Source organism: Pseudomonas sp. St386 (assembly GCF_018325865.1).
Classification (GTDB): Bacteria; Pseudomonadota; Gammaproteobacteria; order Pseudomonadales; family Pseudomonadaceae; genus Aquipseudomonas; species Aquipseudomonas brassicacearum.
Genome location: NZ_AP021900.1, coordinates 3,832,849 through 3,847,963 on the forward strand (window position 1 = coordinate 3,832,849; position 15,115 = coordinate 3,847,963).

Consider the following 15,115-nt stretch of genomic DNA (forward strand, 5'->3'; position numbering starts at 1 on the left):
ATCATGGCCAACCTGAAAATCAAGAATCTGCAAAAGGGTTTCGAAGGCTTCTCCATCATCAAGGGCATCGACCTTGAGGTGAACGACCGCGAGTTCGTGGTCTTCGTCGGCCCGTCGGGCTGTGGCAAGTCCACGCTGCTGCGGCTGATCGCCGGCCTGGAAGAAGTCAGTGACGGCACCATCGAACTGGATGGCCGGGACATTACCGAAGTCAGCCCGGCCAAGCGTGACCTGGCGATGGTGTTTCAGACCTACGCCTTGTACCCGCACATGAGCGTGCGCAAGAACATGTCCTTCGCCCTGGACCTGGCCGGCGTGCCCAAGGCCGAGGTCGAGAAGAAGGTCAACGAAGCGGCGCGCATCCTTGAGCTGGGGCCGATGCTCGAGCGCAAGCCCAAGCAACTGTCTGGCGGCCAGCGCCAGCGTGTAGCGATTGGCCGGGCCATCGTGCGCAACCCGAAAATCTTCCTGTTCGACGAACCCCTGTCCAACCTCGACGCGGCCCTGCGGGTGCAGATGCGCCTGGAACTGGCACGCCTGCACAAAGAGTTGCAGGCGACCATGATCTACGTGACTCACGACCAGGTCGAAGCCATGACCCTGGCCGACAAGGTGGTGGTGCTCAATGGCGGGCGCATCGAACAGGTCGGTTCACCGCTGGAGCTGTATCACCAGCCAGCCAACCTGTTTGTCGCCGGGTTCCTCGGCACGCCGAAAATGGGCTTTCTCAAAGGCAAGGTCACCGGCCTGGACAGTCAGGGCTGTGAAGTGCTGCTGGACGCCGGCACCCGTATCAGCCTGCCCTTGAGCGGTGCCAGCCTGAGCGTCGGCGGCGCGGTGACCCTGGGGATTCGCCCCGAACACCTGAATCTGGCGCAACCGGGTGATTGCACCCTGCAAGTCACCGCCGACGTCAGCGAGCGGCTGGGCAGCGACACCTTCTGTCACGTCGTCACGGCCTCCGGCGAAGCCTTGACCATGCGCGTTCGCGGCGACCTGGCGAGCCGTTTCGGCGAGCAACTGAGCCTGCACCTGGACGCTGAACACTGCCACTTATTCGATGCCGAGGGCGTTGCGGTGACCCGCGCGCTGCGCGCCGCCGCCTGATTGCCGAGACCTGCGATGAAACTCAACCGACAAAACCTGCACAACCTCAACCCTGGCGTCGCCCTGCCCGCCTACCCTTTGGGCGACGTCCGCCAGGGCATCGCCCACATCGGCGTCGGCGGTTTCCACCGGGCGCACCAGGCCTATTACACCGACGCGCTGATGAATACCGGCGCCGATCTGGACTGGGCCATCTGCGGCGTGGGCCTGCGGGCCGAGGATCGCCGTGCCCGGGATGACCTGGCCGGCCAGGACTACCTGTTCACCCTGTACGAACTGGGCGACACCGATGACACCGAAGTTCGCGTGATCGGCGCGATCAATGACATGTTGCTGGCTGAAGATGGCGCCCAGGCGCTGATCGACAAACTCGCCGATCCGCAGATCCGCATCGTCTCGCTGACCATCACCGAGGGCGGCTATTGCATCGACGACAGCAACGGTGAGTTCATGGCCCACTTGCCGCAGATCCAGCACGACCTGGCCCATCCTGACGCGCCGAAAACCGTCTTCGGTTTCCTCTGCGCCGCCCTGGCCAAGCGCCGCGCGGCCGGCACCCCGGCGTTCACACTGATGTCCTGCGATAACCTGCCTCACAACGGCGCCGTGACTCGCAAGGCGCTGCTGGCCTTCGCCGCGCTGCGCGATGCGGAGCTGGGGCAATGGATCGACCGCAACGTCAGTTTCCCCAACGCCATGGTCGATCGCATCACGCCCATGACCAGCGTGGCCCATCGCCTGCAACTGCATGATGAACATGGCATCGACGACGCCTGGCCGGTGGTCTGCGAACCGTTCGTGCAATGGGTCCTGGAAGACAAGTTCGTCAACGGTCGCCCGGCCTGGGAAAAGGTCGGCGTGCAGTTCACCGATGACGTCACCCCCTATGAAGAGATGAAGATCAAGCTGCTCAACGGCAGCCACCTGGCGTTGACCTACCTCGGCTTTCTCAAGGGTTATCGCTTCGTCCACGAGACCATGAACGATCCGCTGTTCGTGCGTTACATGCGCGCCTACATGGACCTGGACGTGACGCCGCAACTGGCGCCAGTGCCGGGCATCGACCTGACCGACTACAAGAACACCCTGGTGGAGCGTTTTTCCAACCAGGCCATTGCCGACCAGTTGGAACGGGTCTGTTCGGACGGCTCGTCGAAGTTTCCAAAATTCACGGTGCCGACCATTAACCGCTTGATCGCCGACGGTGGCGAAACCCGCCGCGCGGCGCTGGTGGTGGCCGCCTGGGCCGTGTACCTGAAGGGCGTTGACGAGAACGGCGTGACGTATTCAATCCCGGACCCACGGGCAGCGTTCTGCCAGGCACTGGTGGCTGACGATGCGCTGGTGACCCAGCGGGTGCTGGAGGTGGAAGAAATCTTTGGCACCGCCATTCCCCGCTCGCCGGAGTTCGTGGCAGCATTCGAATGGTGCTGCAACAGCTTGCGCGAACACGGGGTAACGCGAACGCTTGAGCGGATACTGACTGACGTGAACTGAGGTTTAATCGTTCCCACGCTCTGCGTGGGAACGCCTCGACGGACGCTCCGCGTTCGGCTTCTTGGGGACGCGGAGCGTCCCGTGCTGCATTCCCACGCAGAGCGTGGGAACGATCTGACCACTCAGGGGTTTTTCCATGGCAAACCAACAACTGTTCCTGGGCATCGACTGCGGCACCCAAGGCACCAAGGCGCTGATCCTGGACGCGACCAGTGGCCAGGTCCTGGGCCAGGGTGCCGCGGCGCACGCCATGATCAGCAGCCCCAACGGTCGCCGCGAACAAGACACCCAGCAATGGCTCGATGCATTCACCCAGGCGACGCACCAAGCCTTGGCGGACGCTGGGGTCGATGGCCAGGCGATCCTCGGCATCGGCGTCTCCGGCCAGCAACACGGCCTGGTGTTGCTCGATGACCAAGGCCAGGTGCTGCGCCCGGCCAAGCTGTGGTGCGACACCGAGACAACGCCGGAAAACGATCGGCTCCTGGCGCACCTGGGTGGTGAAGACGGCAGCCTCGAACGCCTCGGCGTGGTGATCGCGCCAGGCTACACGGTTTCCAAGCTGCTCTGGACGCGGGAGCAGCATCCCCAGGTTTTCGAACGCATCGCCAGCGTCCTGCTGCCTCACGACTTCCTCAACTACTGGCTCACCGGCCGCCATTGCAGCGAATACGGCGACGCCTCGGGAACCGGCTACTTCAACGTACGCACCCGCCAATGGGACGTGCAACTGTTACAACACATCGACCCCAGCGGTCGCTTGCAAGCAGCGCTGCCGGAACTGATCGAGGCCCATCAACCGGTCGGACGCATCCTGCCGGCCATTGCTGCGCACTTGGGCATCAACCCCGAGGCGGTGGTGGCCAGTGGTGGTGGCGACAATATGATGGGCGCCATCGGCACCGGGAACATCCAGCCCGGCGTGATCACCATGAGCCTCGGTTCCTCCGGTACGGTCTACGCCTATGCCGCCGAACCTGCGGTCAGTCCACAGCCGTCCGTGGCGACGTTCTGCTCCTCCAGCGGTGGCTGGCTGCCGTTGATCTGCACCATGAACCTGACCAACGCCACCGGGGCGATTCGCGAATTGCTGGCGCTGGACATCGACACGTTCAACGCCCTGGTGGTCCAGGCTCCGATTGGCGCCGAGGGCGTGTGCATGCTGCCGTTCCTCAACGGCGAGCGTGTTCCCGCCCTGCCCCACGCCACCGGCAGCCTGCTGGGCCTGACCACTACCAACCTGACCCGGGCCAACCTGTGTCGCGCCGTGGTCGAAGGCACGACCTTCGGTTTGCGCTATGGCTTGGACCTGCTGCGGGCCAACGGACTCCAGGCCCAGAGCATTCGCCTGATCGGCGGTGGTTCGAAGAGCGCGGAGTGGCGGCAGATCGTCGCCGACATCATGGACACCACGGTCATTTGCACCGAACAGAGCGAAGCAGCTGCCTTGGGGGCGGCGATCCAGGCAGCATGGTGCCACTCCGGTTCACAGACAGGCTTGGCCGAACTGTGCGAGCGCTGCGTCAAGCTCGACCCGAGCAGCGAAACCCGGCCAATCGCCGCGCATGTCGCGGCGTCGCAACAGGCTTATGAACGTTATCGACAACACGTCGCAACCCTTTGAGAGCGGGAAACTATGTATTTGGTGTGTGGTGAAGCGCTGTTTGATTTTTTCAGTGAGACCGAGGCGGATGGCCCGGCCTCGCAAGTGAACTACAAGGCTATTGCCGGTGGTTCACCGTTCAACGTGGCCGTGGGGCTGCGTCGCCTGGGTGTTGAATCGGCGCTGTTTACCGGGTTGTCCACCGACTACCTGGGACGACGCTTGCAGCAGGTTTTGCTCAATGAAGGTGTCAGCGCCCAATATCTGGTGGACTTCGACGCACCAACCACCCTGGCGATGGTCGCCGTAGGCGCCAATGGTTCGCCCCACTACAGTTTTCGCGGCGACGGCTGTGCGGACCGACAACTGAGCCTGGCGCATCTACCGGACCTGGGCCCCGAGGTACGCGGCTTGCATTTCGGCTCGTTCTCGCTGGTGGTCCAGCCCATCGCCGATACGCTCCTGGCCCTGATGCAACGCGAAAGCGGCCGCCGCCTGATCAGCCTCGACCCGAATGTGCGACTCAACCCGCAGCCGGATATCGAGCTGTGGCGCTCGCGGATTGCGACGCTGGTGCAATATGCCGACCTGGTCAAGGTCAGTGACGAAGACCTGAACCTGCTCTACCCCGGGAAAGAACCGGAGTCGATCATCGAAGGTTGGCTGGGGAACCGCTGCCAATTGGTCTTCCTGACCCGTGGCGGCCAGGGCGCTACGGTCTTCAGTCGCCAACACGGCTCATGGTCGCTGCCGTCCTGTCCGGTGACGATCGCCGACACCGTGGGTGCAGGCGATACCTTCCAGGCCGCACTGATTGCGTGGTTGACTGAACAACAATTGGATTCGGTCGAGGGCTTGCACACCCTGACCCGGGAACAGATCAGCGCAATGCTTGAGTTCGCCATTCGCGCGGCCGCCCTGACTTGCGGCAAAACCGGGCCAGACCTGCCCTATAGGCAACAATTGAACTGAATGGCGCATCGCAGCTAAAAAACTGGACGCCGGGTTCGGACATGACCGGACCCGAGCGTCAGGCTTACAAGGACAAGGCCTTTATCAGCGGCCAGTCATCCGCTGGTGTTGCTGATGAAAGTGATTGCCAGCGGCAGGGTTGTGGTCGAGCTCGGTACGCAGCTCCGCGATCAGGTCGTTGATGGCCCGGCAACCGGTGAGTTTATTGGCATCGATGTCGGTTTTGATCAAAGCCACGCGATCGGTTGCATGATCGTCGTAAATCTTGACCGTCATCTTGAGCTCAGGTGACAAGGTGCATTGCGAGCGCTTGGGCAACAAGCTGCTTTCAATGATGTTTCGCATTTCGAGGGCAGATAGAAACATGGCGACTCTCTCCTGTTGAGGCGGCCAACTTATGTTCACGCCGGCGGTATTTTCGTCCGTTTTCTTCCCTGCGGACTGGGACTACGAATACCGTGCCGTTCGTTCGTTCTTTTTAGCGTTTTCAGTCAACGAGTTCGCCAGGCGAACTCTTGAATCATCCCGCAAGAAGTATGCCTGTATTGAAGACCTTGCGGATTGATCTGAATCAAGCGCTTAGCTTCGTCCCGCGCCAGAGAGCTCGTGCAAAATGCAAGGAAACGCTACTTTTTCCATGCAAACTGCAATCGCTTTTATCCTGCTCGCAACCTAGAGTAGCCCCTATTGCGAAGACGCAAACGGGCATCCGTCGCCTGCTTCAAAAAAAGTGTGACGTAGCGTAAAAAACTCAAAACGCGCCCACCGCCGCACGCTCGGCCACGTGGCGCAAGCTGTCGAAATTGATATTGGCACCGGAATCGATCGCCACCAGCGTCTGGCTTCGCGCCCCCGTGTGCGCCACGTACTGCTTGATGCCTGCCACCCCCAGTGCGCCCGACGGTTCGGTGATGGAGCGGGTATCGTCATAGATATCCTTGATCGCGGCGCACAGTTGATCGTTGCTCACGGTTATCACTTCATCGACACAGAAACGGCAGATATCGAAGCCATGGGCGCCGATCTGCGCCACGGCCACGCCATCGGCGAAGGTTCCCACCTCTGGCAAGGTAACCCGCTCACCGGCTGCCAGCGCCGCCTGGAGACAGGCAGAATGCTGCGACTCGACGCCGATGATACGTACTTCCGGGCGCAGGTACTTGACGTAGGCCGCGATCCCGGCGATCAGCCCACCGCCGCCGACCGGGACGAAAATCGCATCCAGCTGGCCGGGGTGCTGGCGCAGGATTTCCATGGCGACGGTACCCTGCCCGGCGATCACGTCCGGGTCATCGAAAGGCGAGACGAACTCCCGCCCGGTCTGCTCGGCCAGGTCCAGCGCGTGCGCCAGGGCAAACGGAAAGCTTTCCCCGTGCAGAATCGCTTCGGCGCCTCGGTTGCGCACGCCCAGCACCTTCAATTGCACAGTGGTCACAGGCATGACGATGCTGGCCGAAATCCCCAATTCCCGTGCCGCCAGCGCGACACCCTGGGCATGATTGCCGGCGGACGCGGTGATGACGCCACGGGCACGCTGCTCCGGGGTCAGTTGCACGAGTTTGTTGTAGGCACCGCGGATCTTGAAGGAAAAAGTCGGTTGCAGGTCTTCGCGCTTGAGCAGGATCCGGTTACCCAAGGCCTCGGACAATGCGGGAGCCGCTTGCAGTGGCGTGCGCACGGCCAGCTCATAGACCGGTGCGGCGAGAATCTTCTTAACGTAGTGCTCAAGCAGGGCTTGCTCGGTGCGGGTAACGGTCATGGCGATCTCCTGGTTCGGGCAGAGCCCAGGAGACAGAAAGAAAAAACCCGCCTCCAGGGCGGGTTGGGTGCAGCCGTCAGCTAACCCGCCAAATAAGGAATGGCGGTAATAATGCTTGGCTGGCTGCGCAGTACGGTTGAAGTCATGGGTGGAAATTAGCGGTGCGTTGTTGGCAAGTCAATGGCAAATATTGATTAGCTGTGGCGACAGTCTCAAGTGAACAGCATTACCTGTGGGAGCGAGCTTGCTCGCGATAGCGGTGTGTCAGTCAGCATCAATGTCGGTTACCCAAAGCCATCGCGAGCAAGCTCGCTCCCACATTTTCTACAATTACTTGAGTCCGACTTTATACAACGCCCCGTCGTCCTCATCCGTCAGCACATACAGGTAACCGTCCGGGCCCTGGCGAACATCCCGGACTCGCGCCTTGAGCTCACCCAGCAAACGCTCCTCGTGGACGACCTTGTCGCCCTGCAATTGCAGGCGGATCAGTTCCCCGGGCACCAGCGCCCCGATGAACACGTTGCGCTGCCAGGCCTTGAAACGATCATGGTCGTAGAACGCCATGCCGCTGAGCCCCGGTGACACCTGCCAGACGTGGTGTGGGCCAACGGTGCCCTCGACAGTCTTGCCCTGGGCTTCGGGAATCGGGGCACCGGAGTAATTGATGCCATGAGTCGCCAGTGGCCAGCCGTAGTTCTTGCCACGCTCGATGATGTTCATCTCATCACCGCCCTTGGGCCCGTGTTCGTTCTCCCACAACGTGCCATTCCAAGGGTTGAGGGCCGCCCCCTGGGGATTGCGCATGCCGTAGGACCATATCTCGGGACGGACGTTTTTCTGGCCGACAAAGGGGTTGTCGTCGGGCACCTTGCCGTCGGGGTAGATACGCACGACCTTGCCTTGCAGCTTGTCCAGGTCCTGGGCAGTGGGCCGCTCGTTGTTTTCCCCCAAGGTAATGAACAGATAACCGTCCCGGTCGAAGACCAGGCGCGAGCCAAAGTGGTTGCCCGTGGACAACTTGGGCTGCTGACGAAAGATCACGTCGAAATTCTTCAGGCTCTTGAGGTCTTCGGACAGTTGCCCGCGCCCCACGGCGGTGCCGGCATTGCCGTCTGCGCCCGCCTCGGCATAAGACAGGTAGACGGTGCGATCCTGCTTGAAGTCGGGCGACAGCACCACGTCCAGCAGACCGCCCTGGCCCTTGGCCCACACTTCTGGCACGCCACTCAAGGGTGCGGACAATTGGCCATCGGGGCTGACCACGCGCAGGTTGCCCGGTCGCTCCGTCACCAGCATGCCCTGCTGACCAGGCAAGAATGCGACAGACCAAGGGTGCTCCAGCCCCTTGACCACGGTGGTCACTTCCACGGTGCCCTCCTCGCTCTTGAATGATTGGGTCGGCGCGCCAGCCGCCGGCGTGGCAAGGGTCAGGGCAGCGCTGGCGCAACATGCGGCCAGGAGTGTTTTACGCAACATGCACAATTCCTTCTGTGGTTTGAAAAGAGAGCGACTGCCTCCAGTACCTAGCGGTTGCCATTTTGGCTGCTCCTGGGTGGCGTAGGAGACTCGATGGTGGGGCGCGGCGAACCCGAGGGCTGGCCGGACCGGGGATAACCATTGCCGATGCCGCCGTTTTCCAGGGTCGGTGGGCGCGGTACCGGCACCGTCGGGTTGTCATGAATCGTCGGCACATTGGACCGCGTGCCCTGCATGCTGTTGGGATTGGCCCGCCGCGTCGGGCTGTTATAGGGATTGTTGTTGCCCGGCAGATTCTGGGCCAGAACCACGGGGCCTCCGCCAGGCGTGGCGGCTTGGGCGGCGGCGGTCAGCAACAGCGTCATGATGGCAATTATCAGCCTGTTCATTCGGACACCTCTTGAGTTCAGGCATATCGAAAACACGCTACGCCGCAGGTTCGCCCTTGTTAAGCGAAATGTCCGGGCGAAGATGTAACGAAGAGTCTCCGAACCAATATGGGAGCGAGCTTGCTCGCGATAGCGGCGGGCCAGCTTGCGTCAATGGCGCCTGCACCGTCGCCATCGCGAGCAAGCTCGCTCCCACAATGGAAACTTTTCCCAAGGCGCGAAGGTCACCAGAAAGACATCCACCGGCAAGGACAACACCACCATGGCACGGGCAATCTGGAAAGGCGCAATCAGTTTCGGGCTGGTCCACATTCCTGTCGCGCTGGTGTCGGCCACCTCGTCCCAGGGTGTGGATTTTGACTGGCTGGACAAACGCAGCATGGACCCGGTGGGCTACAAACGGGTCAACAAGGCCACGGGCAAGGAAGTGACCAAGGACGACATCGTCAAGGGCGTCCAGTACCAGAAAGGCCAGTACGTGCTGCTCAGCGAGGAAGAAATTCGTTCCGCCCACCCCAAGTCCACCCAGACCATCGATATCTTTGCCTTTGTCGACAGCGAGAAGATCCCGTTGCAGAACATCGACACGCCCTACTTTCTCGCCCCCGACAAACGCGGTGGCAAAGTCTATGCCCTGCTGCGCGAAACCCTGGTCAAGACCAACAAGGTCGCCCTGGCCCATGTCGTGCTGCACACCCGCCAGCACCTGGCGGCGCTCATGCCCCTTGAATCGGCGCTGGTACTGGTGATGCTGCGCTGGCCCGCGGAGGTACGCGACCTTGATGTCCTGGAGCTGGGCGACGAGGTGACGAACCCGACCCTGGCCAAGGGTGAGCTGGAAATGGCCAAGCGTCTCGTGGAAGACATGAGCGCCGACTGGGAGCCACAAGAATACCGGGACAGTTTCGAAGACAAAATCATGGAACTGGTGGAGAAAAAGGCCAACGAAGGCCGCCTCGAAGCGGTGGAAACCGACCCGGGCGAAGAACAACGCAAGACCGCCGATGTCATCGACCTCACCGAGTTGCTCAAGCGCAGCCTGGGCAGCAAGGGCAAGGCCACCGACAAATCCGCCGGGAAGCCCCTTGCAAAACCTGCGAAAGCCGGCAAATCCGCTCCTGCCAAAAAAGCCACCAAGGCCTCCCGGGGGTAAACCCTGGCGTGCGCAATACAAGGGAATCTGTCATGGCCAACGCCGAGAGTGAATCTGCTCGTTTGTCCAACGCCAAGTCGGACGCTACGACGGCCCGCAAGGCGCCTCAAAACCGCCTGCCCGAGCGCCTGGCGCCGCAATTGGCCACGCCCGTGGAAGAACCGCCCACCGGCGAATGGCGCTATGAAGTCCAATTCCACGGTTATCGACTGCTGACCCGCATCGAACATGGCGAAGTCCGCTTGTTCAATCGCAATCACCAGGACTGGACCGAGCGACTGAAGCTGCATGCCGACGCCCTGGCCGGGTTGAACCTGGGGGACAGTTGGCTCGACGGCGAACTGGTTCTGCTCGATGAGACCGGCCACGCCGATTTCGCGGCCCTGCGCCAGGCCTTCGACATCAGCCGCACCGTCGACATGGTGTATTTCCTGTTCGATGCGCCGTTCCTCAATGGTGCCGACCTGCGCCAGGCGCCGGTGGAAGAGCGTCGTGCAGCCCTGAAAAAAGCCCTCGGCAACAACGCCAGCAAGCGCCTGCGCTTTTCCGAGTGGTTTTCCGCCAGCCAGCACGACATGTTCGAAAGCGCTATCGCGCTCTCACTGGACAGCGTGGTCGGCAAGCGCCTGGGCAGCCCCTATATGTCCCAGCGAAGCGCCGATTGGGTAAAACTCAAGTGCCGGTTGCGCCAGGCTTTCGTCATCGTCGGGTTCACCCGCCCCCAAGGCAAGCGCAGCGGTTTCGGCGCGCTGTTGCTGGCTGTCAACGGGCCCTCGGGGCTGGTGTACGCCGGTCGGGTCGGGACAGGGTTCAGCCAGGCGCAAATCAAACAATTACACGCGCAACTGTGCGCGCAGCAGCGCGAGACTTCGCCACTGGCGTTGCCACTCGACGGTGTGCGGGGGCGCGGCGTGCAATGGGTCGAGCCCGGCCTGACCTGCGAGGTCGAGTTCACAGAATGGAGCCGCGACAACCAGGTGCGCCAGGCTATTTTCCTGGACTTGTCGAGCACTATGCCGGCCAACAAGGTAGTTCGCGAGCAGCCCCTGCCGATAAAGCCCGCGACGCCAGAACCCAAGCGTCGCAGCAAAGCCCGCGCGGCCAAAGTCGACGGCGTGACAATCACCCACGCCGATCGGGTCATCGACAGTGTCAGCGGTGTGCAAAAGGCCGAGCTGGCGCAGTATTACCTGGACATCGCCCCGTGGATCCTGCCGCACCTCAAGCAGCGGCCGGTCGCGCTGCTGCGGGCACCGGACGGTATCGGCGAAGAGCAGTTCTTTCAAAAACACGCCGATCGCCTGGAGATTCCCCATATCAAACAGCTGGATCCGCGACTGGACCCGGGCCATGCAGCGCTGATGGAAATCGATGACATCCACGCCCTGGTCAGCGCGGCGCAGATGGGCACGGTGGAACTGCACACCTGGACCGCGACCCACGACCGGATCGAGACCCCCGACCTGTTTGTCCTGGACCTGGACCCGGATCCTTCGCTGCCCTGGAGCGCCATGATCGAGGCGACCCACATGACCTTGGCGGTGCTCGACGAGTTGGGTTTGCAGGCTTTTCTCAAGACCAGCGGTGGCAAAGGCATGCATGTGATCGTGCCCTTGGCGAGAAGTGAAGGCTGGGACACCACCAAGGCGTTCGCCAAGGCCATCTCACAGTTCCTGACCCGGCAAATGCCAGAGCGCATCACGGCCACCATGGGACCGAAGTACCGCGTCGGGAAAATATTCGTCGACTACCTGCGCAACGCCCGCGGCGCGAGCACGGTGGCCGCCTACTCGGTGCGCGCCAGGCCCGGCCTGCCGGTCTCGGTGCCGATTGCCCGGGCCGAACTGCAGACCCTGCGCAACGCCCAGCAATGGGACATCTATACCGCCCTGGAACGAGCCAAGGGCTTGAGCGCCGATCCTTGGGAAGGCTACAACCACCGCCAGCGGATCACGGCCAGGATGTGGGAGCAACTGGATGCGCAAAAACCCACCGACTGAATGTAGGAGCTGTCGAGTGCAACGAGGCTGCGATCTTTCCACAACCCATTGAGTCCAGAGCGAACGATCAAGATCAAAAGATCGCAGGCTTCGCCAGCGCCTACATCCAGATAAAGATCACCAGCAAGCCACCAAAGAACGCCCACTTCTGCAGGTAATAAAGCGTGCGGTTGCGTTTTTTCAGGGCCTTGCCCTGCAACCGTATCTTGTAGAGCCTGGAGAACGCCCGGTTCAAGGCACCCGTCCTGTCGCCCGCGTCGTTGGGCGCACCGGCCGCCGCCATCACGGTGCGGCTGAACCAGCGGTTGAACGCGGCTGCCCAGCGAAACTTCATGGGCCGCTCCACGTCGCAGAACAGGATGATGCGATTATGGTCGGTGGAGTTCTCGGCGTAATGAATGAACGTTTCGTCGAAGATCACCGCCTCGCCATCGCGCCAATGATAAGGCTCACCATCGACATTGATGTAGCAACCAGCATCGTTGGGCGTTTCCAGGCCCAGGTGATACCGATAGGACCCGGCGTAGGGGTCGCGGTGCCGGACCAGTTTCGAGCCCGGCGGCAACTCGGCGAACATCGCTGCCTTGATCGAGCCGATGCTCTGCACCAGTTCGGTGGTGCGGGGGCACAGCTTCATGGCCGAAGGATGGCTGTCGCCGTACCACTTCAGGTAGAAACGCTTCCAACCGGTCTTGAAGAACGAGTTGAAACCCACATCGTCGTATTGCTCGGAACGTTTGATCTCCCCCGCGTGCAGCAGGCCCAGGCCTTCGGCACGGATCTCTTGCCAGTGGGCCTGCAACGGGGTCAGGTCCGGGAACTGCGCCGGGCTCAGGAACGGCCTGTTGGGCAGTTTCGAGCACAGGTACAGCAGGCAATTGATCGGCGCGAGAAACGACGAATGATCGCTCAACTGGCGTCCGAACTTATGCCGCACGCGACCGCGCAGATGAACGTAGCCAATGGAGAAGATGTAGAGCGCGACAATGATGAGCTTCACGAAAAACCATCACAATGCTGGAGTGAACAGGTCGTTTCCCCGGGCCAGCCAAGCGGCAAGGGAGATGGCATAGGGTGAGATGGCATTTTAGCCACAGTTTGTAACCGAAAGTTATCCTTCAATTGTGAAAAACTGTCTTGCCCGGGCAATACCCTATCGTTTATGCGGCCAGACCAGTACAATCGCCGCCAACTATTACGCGCCCCCTTTGGTCGATACCGCAAACGCGGCTTCGGCGCACGTCTACCGGGCCAGGCGCTCCGTATTGCTGCTGTCCTCTTATGCCGGATGGACCCTTGCGCTTGCGACCGCGACGCCTTTGCGCGGTCGGGACGTGCGCAAACAGGTACTGAACAGGTACTGCCGCACCCTTAGCTACTCTGAATGTTCCGCAGGATAAACCTTTGATCTCTACAGCTAACATCACGATGCAGTTCGGCGCCAAGCCACTGTTCGAAAACGTCTCTGTCAAATTCGGCGCGGGTAACCGCTACGGTCTGATTGGCGCCAACGGTTGCGGCAAGTCGACCTTCATGAAAATCCTCGGTGGTGACCTCGAGCCGTCCGGCGGCCAGGTCATGCTCGAACCGAACGTGCGCCTGGGTAAACTGCGCCAGGACCAGTTCGCCTACGAAGAATTCACCGTGATCGATACCGTGATCATGGGTCACGAAGAGCTGTGGAAGGTCAAGGCCGAGCGCGATCGCATCTATTCGCTGCCGGAAATGACCGAAGAAGACGGCATGGCCGTGGCCGAGCTGGAAACCGAATTTGCCGAGATGGACGGCTACACAGCCGAATCCCGTGCCGGTGAATTGCTGTTGGGCCTGGGGATTGGCATCGAGCAGCATTTCGGCCCGATGAGCGAAGTGTCGCCAGGCTGGAAGCTGCGTGTATTGCTGGCCCAGGCGCTGTTCTCCGACCCGGAAGTGCTGCTGCTCGACGAACCGACCAACCACCTGGATATCAACACCATCCGCTGGCTGGAAAACGTGCTGACCCAGCGTTCGAGCCTGATGATCATCATCTCCCACGACCGTCACTTCCTGAACAGTGTCTGCACCCACATGGCGGACCTGGACTACGGCGAGCTGCGCCTGTTCCCGGGCAACTACGACGAGTACATGACCGTGGCGACCCAGTCCCGCGAGCAACTGCTGTCGGACAACGCCAAGAAGAAAGCACAGATTTCCGAGCTGCAGTCGTTCGTCAGCCGCTTCTCGGCCAACGCCTCGAAAGCCAAGCAGGCCACCTCTCGCGCCAAGCAGATCGACAAGATCCAGCTGGCCGAGGTCAAGCCTTCTAGCCGTGTCAGCCCGTTCATTCGCTTCGAACAGACCAAGAAACTGCACCGCCAGGCGGTCATTGTCGAACGCATGGCCAAGGGTTTTGATGGCAAGCCGCTGTTCAAGGACTTCAGTTTCACCGTCGAAGCCGGTGAACGCGTGGCGATCATTGGCCCGAACGGTATCGGCAAGACCACCTTGCTACGCACCCTGGTCAATGAACTGGAACCCGATGCCGGTACCGTGAAATGGACCGACGCCGCAGAGCTGGGCTACTACGCCCAGGACCATGCCCACGACTTCGAGGACGACGTCAACCTGTTCGACTGGATGGGCCAGTGGACCCAGGGCGGCGAACAACTGGTTCGTGGCACCTTGGGCCGCATGCTCTTCTCCAACGACGAGATCCTCAAGTCGGTCAAGGTCATTTCCGGTGGTGAGCAAGGCCGCATGCTGTTTGGCAAGCTGATCCTGCAAAAACCCAACGTGCTGGTCATGGACGAACCGACCAACCACTTGGACATGGAATCGATCGAAGCGCTGAACCTGGCGCTGGAAAACTACCCGGGCACGCTGATCTTCGTCAGTCACGACCGTGAGTTCGTCTCCTCCCTGGCCACCCGCATCATCGAGCTGAGCGCCGATGGCGTGGTTGACTTCAGCGGCACCTATGACGACTACCTGCGTAGCCAGGGTGTGGTGTTCTAAGGACAGCCCTTGGCTGTTCGCTGCAAAAGCAAAGCCCTGCCCACTGTGACAGGGCTTTTTGCATTCCAAGGTAAAAACCTGTGGGAGCGAGCTTGCTCGCGATGGCGGCCTGACAGCTGGCCAGGATTTTGTTGACCTGGGTACATATCCATTGTTGTGGTA

General features: G+C 61.3%; 13 protein-coding genes. 8 read left to right on the forward strand and 5 right to left on the reverse strand.

The window, feature by feature from the left end:
* Window positions 1-3: 3 nt before the first annotated feature.
* From ugpC to KI235_RS16780, 4 genes are all read left to right on the forward strand, one after another.
* Entirely contained in the window at window positions 4-1,107 is a 1,104-nt protein-coding gene (gene ugpC / locus KI235_RS16765) for a sn-glycerol-3-phosphate ABC transporter ATP-binding protein UgpC (protein ID WP_003202326.1), read from the forward strand.
* A gap of 15 nt (window positions 1,108-1,122) precedes the next feature.
* Window positions 1,123-2,604 carry a mannitol dehydrogenase family protein gene (locus KI235_RS16770; protein ID WP_003202328.1) on the forward strand — a complete coding sequence of 494 codons (1,482 nt, stop codon included), beginning with the start codon at window positions 1,123-1,125 and terminating at the stop codon, window positions 2,602-2,604.
* Between the two features lie 136 nt (window positions 2,605-2,740).
* The gene (gene xylB, locus KI235_RS16775) at window positions 2,741-4,228 is read left to right on the forward strand and encodes a xylulokinase (protein ID WP_003202330.1); all 1,488 of its coding nucleotides are present in this window, start codon (window positions 2,741-2,743) and stop codon (window positions 4,226-4,228) included.
* Between the two features lie 12 nt (window positions 4,229-4,240).
* Window positions 4,241-5,179 carry a carbohydrate kinase gene (locus KI235_RS16780; RefSeq protein ID WP_003202332.1) on the forward strand — a complete coding sequence of 313 codons (939 nt, stop codon included), beginning with the start codon at window positions 4,241-4,243 and terminating at the stop codon, window positions 5,177-5,179.
* Window positions 5,180-5,263: 84 nt separating this feature from the next.
* Here the strand turns inward: KI235_RS16780 and KI235_RS16785 are convergent, their stop codons facing one another.
* Entirely contained in the window at window positions 5,264-5,545 is a 282-nt protein-coding gene (locus KI235_RS16785; protein ID WP_003202334.1) for a DUF1652 domain-containing protein, read from the reverse strand.
* A gap of 31 nt (window positions 5,546-5,576) precedes the next feature.
* Between KI235_RS16785 and KI235_RS16790 the strand changes: the two genes are divergently transcribed.
* Window positions 5,577-5,744, forward strand: coding sequence for a hypothetical protein (locus KI235_RS16790; protein ID WP_155252630.1), 168 nt, complete (start codon window positions 5,577-5,579; stop codon window positions 5,742-5,744).
* 186 nt (window positions 5,745-5,930) lie between these two features.
* Here KI235_RS16790 and ilvA read toward each other — a convergent pair whose 3' ends face one another.
* The 3 genes from ilvA to KI235_RS16805 all read right to left on the reverse strand — a co-directional run bounded on the left by ilvA (window position 5,931) and on the right by KI235_RS16805 (window position 8,806).
* On the reverse strand, window positions 5,931-6,938 hold the full coding sequence (gene ilvA, locus KI235_RS16795; protein WP_100263801.1) for a threonine ammonia-lyase, biosynthetic: 1,008 nt from the start codon (window positions 6,936-6,938) through the stop codon (window positions 5,931-5,933).
* 330 nt (window positions 6,939-7,268) lie between these two features.
* Window positions 7,269-8,417 (reverse strand): PQQ-dependent sugar dehydrogenase, encoded by a 1,149-nt coding sequence (locus tag KI235_RS16800; protein ID WP_212795176.1) that lies wholly within the window; start codon window positions 8,415-8,417, stop codon window positions 7,269-7,271.
* A 47-nt stretch (window positions 8,418-8,464) separates the two neighbouring features.
* Complete coding sequence (locus KI235_RS16805; protein WP_013693481.1) at window positions 8,465-8,806, reverse strand: hypothetical protein; 342 nt, start codon at window positions 8,804-8,806, stop codon at window positions 8,465-8,467.
* Window positions 8,807-9,068: 262 nt separating this feature from the next.
* Here KI235_RS16805 and KI235_RS16810 point away from each other — a divergent pair, with 262 nt between their 5' ends.
* Both KI235_RS16810 and ligD read left to right on the forward strand, forming a co-directional pair.
* Complete coding sequence (locus KI235_RS16810) at window positions 9,069-9,959, forward strand: Ku protein (protein WP_027911599.1); 891 nt, start codon at window positions 9,069-9,071, stop codon at window positions 9,957-9,959.
* 32 nt (window positions 9,960-9,991) lie between these two features.
* Window positions 9,992-11,959, forward strand: coding sequence for a DNA ligase D (gene ligD / locus KI235_RS16815; protein WP_212795177.1), 1,968 nt, complete (start codon window positions 9,992-9,994; stop codon window positions 11,957-11,959).
* Between the two features lie 100 nt (window positions 11,960-12,059).
* On the opposite strand, the gene lpxO is transcribed toward ligD, so the two are convergent.
* Window positions 12,060-12,959: a lipid A hydroxylase LpxO gene (gene lpxO / locus KI235_RS16820; protein WP_212795178.1), complete on the reverse strand. Its 900-nt coding sequence runs from the start codon at window positions 12,957-12,959 to the stop codon at window positions 12,060-12,062.
* Window positions 12,960-13,363: 404 nt separating this feature from the next.
* Between lpxO and KI235_RS16825 the strand changes: the two genes are divergently transcribed.
* The gene (locus KI235_RS16825) at window positions 13,364-14,953 is read left to right on the forward strand and encodes an ABC-F family ATPase (RefSeq protein ID WP_003181279.1); all 1,590 of its coding nucleotides are present in this window, start codon (window positions 13,364-13,366) and stop codon (window positions 14,951-14,953) included.
* Window positions 14,954-15,115 lie beyond the last annotated feature (162 nt).

Coding starts and splice junctions, on each gene's coding strand:
- ugpC (WP_003202326.1), top strand. CDS start 4: ATGGCCAACCTGAAAATCAAGAATCTGCAAAAGGGTTTCGAAGGCTTC.
- KI235_RS16770 (WP_003202328.1), top strand. CDS start 1,123: ATGAAACTCAACCGACAAAACCTGCACAACCTCAACCCTGGCGTCGCC.
- xylB (WP_003202330.1), top strand. CDS start 2,741: ATGGCAAACCAACAACTGTTCCTGGGCATCGACTGCGGCACCCAAGGC.
- KI235_RS16780 (WP_003202332.1), top strand. CDS start 4,241: ATGTATTTGGTGTGTGGTGAAGCGCTGTTTGATTTTTTCAGTGAGACC.
- KI235_RS16785 (WP_003202334.1), bottom strand. CDS start 5,545: ATGTTTCTATCTGCCCTCGAAATGCGAAACATCATTGAAAGCAGCTTG.
- KI235_RS16790 (WP_155252630.1), top strand. CDS start 5,577: ATGTTCACGCCGGCGGTATTTTCGTCCGTTTTCTTCCCTGCGGACTGG.
- ilvA (WP_100263801.1), bottom strand. CDS start 6,938: ATGACCGTTACCCGCACCGAGCAAGCCCTGCTTGAGCACTACGTTAAG.
- KI235_RS16800 (WP_212795176.1), bottom strand. CDS start 8,417: ATGTTGCGTAAAACACTCCTGGCCGCATGTTGCGCCAGCGCTGCCCTG.
- KI235_RS16805 (WP_013693481.1), bottom strand. CDS start 8,806: ATGAACAGGCTGATAATTGCCATCATGACGCTGTTGCTGACCGCCGCC.
- KI235_RS16810 (WP_027911599.1), top strand. CDS start 9,069: ATGGCACGGGCAATCTGGAAAGGCGCAATCAGTTTCGGGCTGGTCCAC.
- ligD (WP_212795177.1), top strand. CDS start 9,992: ATGGCCAACGCCGAGAGTGAATCTGCTCGTTTGTCCAACGCCAAGTCG.